General features: G+C 63.7%; 4 protein-coding genes and 2 pseudogenes. 3 read left to right on the forward strand and 3 right to left on the reverse strand.

Going from position 1 to position 3935, the window contains the following annotated elements; genetic code table 11:
- A pseudogene (locus tag ACKODO_RS09140) lies at positions 1 to 183 on the forward strand (IS630 family transposase); the annotation flags it as partial.
- 146 nt (positions 184 to 329) lie between these two features.
- Complete coding sequence (locus tag ACKODO_RS09145; protein ID WP_408983131.1) at positions 330 to 1079, forward strand: LuxR family transcriptional regulator; 750 nt, start codon at positions 330 to 332, stop codon at positions 1077 to 1079.
- 18 nt (positions 1080 to 1097) lie between these two features.
- On the opposite strand, the gene ACKODO_RS09150 is transcribed toward ACKODO_RS09145, so the two are convergent.
- The 3 genes from ACKODO_RS09150 to ACKODO_RS09160 form a co-directional block, all read right to left on the reverse strand.
- Entirely contained in the window at positions 1098 to 1478 is a 381-nt protein-coding gene (locus ACKODO_RS09150) for a PaaI family thioesterase (RefSeq protein ID WP_408983132.1), read from the reverse strand.
- 162 nt (positions 1479 to 1640) lie between these two features.
- The gene (locus ACKODO_RS09155; RefSeq protein WP_408983133.1) at positions 1641 to 2903 is read right to left on the reverse strand and encodes a cytochrome P450; all 1263 of its coding nucleotides are present in this window, start codon (positions 2901 to 2903) and stop codon (positions 1641 to 1643) included.
- Positions 2896 to 3351, reverse strand: coding sequence for a PaaI family thioesterase (locus ACKODO_RS09160; RefSeq protein ID WP_408983134.1), 456 nt, complete (start codon positions 3349 to 3351; stop codon positions 2896 to 2898). Before ACKODO_RS09160 ends, ACKODO_RS09155 begins: the two co-directional genes overlap by 8 nt.
- A gap of 238 nt (positions 3352 to 3589) precedes the next feature.
- Here ACKODO_RS09160 and ACKODO_RS09165 point away from each other — a divergent pair.
- Positions 3590 to 3712 (forward strand): annotated as a pseudogene (locus ACKODO_RS09165) (IS630 family transposase); the annotation flags it as partial.
- Positions 3713 to 3935: the final 223 nt, after the last annotated feature.

The following is a 3935-nucleotide window of genomic DNA, read 5'->3' on the forward strand; positions in this document are numbered from 1 at the left end:
CCGCCCTACAGCCCCGACCTCAATCCCATCGAGAACGCCTTCGCCAAGCTCAAGGCCTTGCTGAGAAAGGCCGCCGCCCGGTCAATCGACCCGCTCTGGGACGCCATCGCCCGCATCATCCAGACCTACTCACCCCATGAATGCGCAAACTCCTTCGCCGCCGCAGGATATGATGCAGACTGAATGGAACCCGCTCTAGACGCGCACCATTGTAAGTAATTTCATCTTGACGTTGTCCGTTTTACCTCGAAATATGTAGGGTTGAAGGTGTCCTCCAGAGTTTTTTGGGCCCGCATTCAAGATTCGCATAGGCGGGGAGGGGCAGCCCGGTGTCTAGTCACGGCGACGACACGCGATCCGGTTACGGTGGACTGGCGAGCGTCAATACGCTCGAAGACTTGAAGAGGGCCCTCGAAGCCTTCAGCGAGGCTGCCGGATTCCGCTATTTCTTTCTGCGCGCCGTGTTGCGTTCGCAGTGTGGACCAGGGCGAACCGTCAAGCTCGGAAACTATCCTCAAGCCTGGCTCGAGCACTTCGCCGCGCAGAATTATCGAACGGTCGATCCGGTGGCAGCCCATGCCCGCTCCTGTTCGGCGCCATTGCGGCTCAACGACCTCGACCTGCGCGACTTCCCGTTGATCACCCGCTTCCTGCAGGATGCGCGTGACTTCGGCGTGTACGGCGGCGTCTCCATTCCGCTCTGCTCGCCGAAACTGTGGGGCTATCTCAATTTCAACGCGCCGGTTTCGGAGGAGCGGGTCGAGAGCGAGATCTCGAACGCCTTCCTGTTCGCGGCCCACGTCGTCGAAACCCTTCCGCGCGTCCTGCCAGAGCCGGCGCAGATCAGTTTCTACGACCGGCTGTCGCGACGGGAGCGCGAAGTGCTGTTCTGGGCGTCCTCAGGAAAGACGGCCTGGGAGACCAGCCAGATCCTCGGGATCAGCGAGCGCACGGTCGTCGCCCATTTGACGCATGGGATGAGCGTGCTCGGTTGTTCGAACAAGACCCAGGCGGTCAACATCGTCAGCGCCGAGCTGGACGCCGACCAGGACCTCTTGCCATTGCGCCAGGGCTACTGAACGCTGCGCGCGCACGCCCTAGCTGGGAACGATGGAATCGGGATCGAAGGGGGTCAGTTTGAAGCTGGCCGTGGCCCGGGCCACGATCTTGCCGTCCTCGCCGCTGAGCTTGGCTTCCAAGAAGGCGATCGCCTTGCCGAGAGAGGTGATCTGGCCGTCGCCAAACAGCCGACCGCAGCGCGCGGGGCGCACGTAGTCGACCGCGAGCGAGATGGTGGTCCCCGACATGGTGGCCTGTGTGGTGCTCAGGATTGTCGAGCCCATGGTCTCGTCCAACATCGCGACCAGGATGCCGCCATGGATGAAGCCCGCCGGATTGGTGAAACGTTCGTTGCCGTCGAACGAGAGCCGGATCGTCTTCGCGTCAATATCGAAATCGACCAGCGTCCAATCGACCATTTCGGCGACTTTCGGGCGGCGACCAAGCTTGTCGAAGATTGACGGAGGCCACATTGAAGAATTCCGTGATGTTGATCTATGGTTGAGCTTACGCGCGGTTGGACGGCTCATATAGCCTGGCCCGCGACGCGGACCTAGCACCCGCCAGTGGCCCGGGCTCGGTCACCAAACGATATCGAACCCGATCAGGTGGCGAACGCCGCTGAAGCCCTCCACGCGCGCGGGCGGGCCATGCAGCTGGGCGTAGGGGACCATCGAGACAAACGCCCGCACCGTCTCCTCGACCTCAATACGCGCGAGCGCCTCGCCAAGGCACCGGTGTGCGCCTGAACCGAAGGCGAGGTTCAGCTTGGGCGATGTCGTGCGGTGAATGTCGAAGCTGTCCGGGTTAGGGAACACCCCAGGGTCCCGCAAGGCGCCGAGCATGGATATGCTGAGGATCGAACCTGCGGCGACCTCGACTCCGCCGATCTCCAGATCCTGCAGGACGAACCGGGGCACCGAACCCACGGCAGGCTCGAACCGGAGCACCTTATCGACGATATTCGTCGCCAAGCTGGGGTCGCGCTGGAGGTCGGCCCAGGCTTCGGGGTGCTCGATCCGGAGAGAGATAGCCATGGTGATGGCTGTGCGTGTCGTGTCCGACCCAGCCAGGATCGCGCCTGCGATCTGCACATAGGTCTCCTCGGCGGTGTAGTCGCCCTGGCTGTCGACCTTGGCCAGATAGTCAGTGAGGAAGTCGTCGCGTGGCGTCCGCCGGCGCTCTTCGAGCAGCCCTCTGACGTAGGACAAAAGGCGCTCGGTCCCGTCGTTGATGGAGTCGAGCTTGTCGGCGCTGAAGACGCCGAGACCGACGGCGGCCCTGCGGATCCATTCACCAAAAGCGTCGGTGTCTTCGGGCGGAACCCCCAGGATGCTGCAGAGCATCGAGACCGGAAACCGCTTCCCGTAGTCCTCGGCGACGTTCATCCGGCCCTGGGCCAAATAGCTGCCCAAGAGATCCTGAGCCGCTGCGGCGATCTCCGGCTGCATGCGGCGGATGATCGGGAACGCGAACTGCCGCGAAAGCGGCGTGCGGCGGCGGATATGGGTCTCGCCGTTCGAGGCCAGCATTCCGTTCGCGTACAGCTCGAACAACGGCCCGTCCGTGACGCCATTGAACAACAGGGGTTCGAGCTCGAACTGCCGGGTTCGCGGATCCACCGCGGCAGCCTCGGAGAGCTCATGCGAGAAGATCGAATAGGCCTTCACGCCAAACGTCGTGTTGCCGTAGTGCCGGCACCAGACGGGCGTCTTCTCCCTGAGCGCGCGGATGACGCCATGCGGGTCAGTCCAGAGCAACTGCTCATCGACGTCGAACGGTTCGCCTTGCGCCACGCTGTCCGGGACGACCAGGCCTTCTATCAGTCCGGCCTGGTCACGCATTGACCGCTTCCGCCGCCGGCGCGACCCCGGTGTGGGGTCGGACGAAGGGATGCAGCTTGTAGCTGGCGGTCGACCGTGCGATCAGGCGGCCCTTGTCGTCGGTCAGCGTGCCTTCGAGGAAGGCCACTGACTTGCCCATCGTCGTGACGCGGCCCTCGGCGAAGATCTTTCCGCAGAATGCCGGACGGCAGAAATCCGTGGTCATCGAGATGGTGGTGCCGAACAACTCGGCGTCGGTGGTCGCCACCAGCGCCGAGCCCATCGTCTCGTCGAGCATGGTGGAGAGGAAGCCCCCGTGCACATAGCCCATCGGATTGGAGAACAGCTCGCTGGCGATGAAGGATAGCGAGACCGTCCGCGCGGCCTTGTCGTTGGCGATGAACTCCCAGCCAACCATCTCCGCCATTTTGGGCTTGTCGCCGAGCGAGTCAAAGATCGAGGCCGTCATCGGAGGGCTCCTAAAACACAAGGGGCCAGCCATGCCTGACCCTGGATTGGTCGAAAGGTTCGGCGGTTACGCATCGGCGCGGAATTGTAAGTTCTTCCACCTTGACGGGGCGGCGGGCAGTCACGATCGGACCCGCTCGGCGCTCTAGAGCGGTTTCTCTGCGCTGTGAATCGGGAGGGATTCCCAAATCAGTGATGGGGTGATTCAAGCTGCGTGCTGGTGAAGGAGGCTGGCATGCATGGGTCATCCTTTGTCATGTGATCTTCGAGATCGGGCGTTGGCGGCGGTGGACGCCGGGCTGAGCCGGCGGGGCGCGGCGGAGCGGTTCGGGGTGAGCGCGGCCAGCGTGATATCCGGCTGGACCCGTACAGCCTCCAGGATCACCTCGGCATGGGCCTCGATCCTGTGCGAGGTCTTGTCGCCGCCCTGAGGCTTGGGGCGGGCATGGCCCTGCAGGCGGCGCAGCTGGTCCCAGCGGATCACGCTGGCCGCGCTCACCCCGAACCGCTCCGCCGCGCCCCGCCGGCTCAACCCGGCGTCCACCGCCGCCAACGCCCGGTCTCGAAGATCACATGACAATGGAT

This window comes from Rhabdaerophilum sp. (assembly GCF_046092605.1).
Classification (GTDB): domain Bacteria; phylum Pseudomonadota; class Alphaproteobacteria; order Rhizobiales; family Beijerinckiaceae; genus Rhabdaerophilum.